This window comes from Pseudoalteromonas sp. bablab_jr011 (assembly GCF_016464045.1).
GTDB lineage: Bacteria > Pseudomonadota > Gammaproteobacteria > Enterobacterales > Alteromonadaceae > Pseudoalteromonas > Pseudoalteromonas lipolytica.
Map to the genome: position 1 here is coordinate 1 of NZ_JACDWU010000029.1, position 998 is coordinate 998.

The 998-nt window shown below is 40.8% G+C and carries 1 protein-coding gene; it reads right to left on the reverse strand.

The window, feature by feature from the left end:
* On the reverse strand, window positions 1-965 hold a 965-nt coding region (locus JIG41_RS01055), incomplete at its 3' end, for a flagellin (protein ID WP_283246019.1).
* Window positions 966-998: the final 33 nt, after the last annotated feature.

Below are 998 nucleotides of genomic sequence, written 5' to 3' on the forward strand. Positions count from 1 at the left end.
ATTTGGTTTTTCGTCATTTGCGCTGTTTCTGTTGCAAAATCAGTATCTTGAATACGGCTGCGTGATGCTGCTACGTTTTCAGAGATATTAGCAAGGTTACTGATTGTGTGACCAAAACGATTTTGAATCGCACCTAAGTCAGCGCGGCTATCATCGATTTGTGCTAATGCACTATCAATTATGCTTAGCGCATTTTGTGAGCCAGCAACTGTTGATAGATCAACAGTATCCACGTTAATAAGCGCTGAGTTATTTGTATTCAAATCACCTGCAAGTGTTGTGCTATTCGCTGTTGCTGAAAACGTCGCTGTTGATGATAACTTAATGGTACCAGCAAAAGTTGCAGCCTCAGAGGCAGTTGCATCGTCACCACCAGTATCATCTTCTAAAGTAATTCCTGTTGTTTCAGCAACACCATTTGCATCTAAAGCAAAGGCCGTGACAGTACCTCCATCCACACCACCATTTATTTGGACTGTATCAATTTTAATGTCCGCACCGTCATTATTACTTAATATCAAATCACCTGCATCATCTATTGTTGCTGATACACCTGTAGTAGTTGATTTATCATTGATAGAAGCTGCTACAGATGACATATCTGTACTAGTCGCATTACCTGAAATTGCCTGACCATTCAGATTGAACGAGAATGTACCATCCGCGGACAATGTGCTTGTATCAATCTTAACACTTGTTTTAGCCGTCGCCTCAACACCTGTTACACTTTTTTCTGCATTTATCTTCGCTGCCACACTTAAAGCACTATCATCATTTGCTAATGTTATTGTTTTAGGCTTTAAACCATTTATATCAATTGCGCCTGTAACACCATTGCCTGGTGCGACATTAACACCAGTAGCTGAGCCAACACTCTGACCAAGTCCACCAGCAACACCTTCAACTGCTTTTAAATCTAGCTGCCTCGCACCTATTTTATCGGCACTTATATCACCAAGTGACATTGAAATACTTTCATTTGCATTAGCCCCAACTTG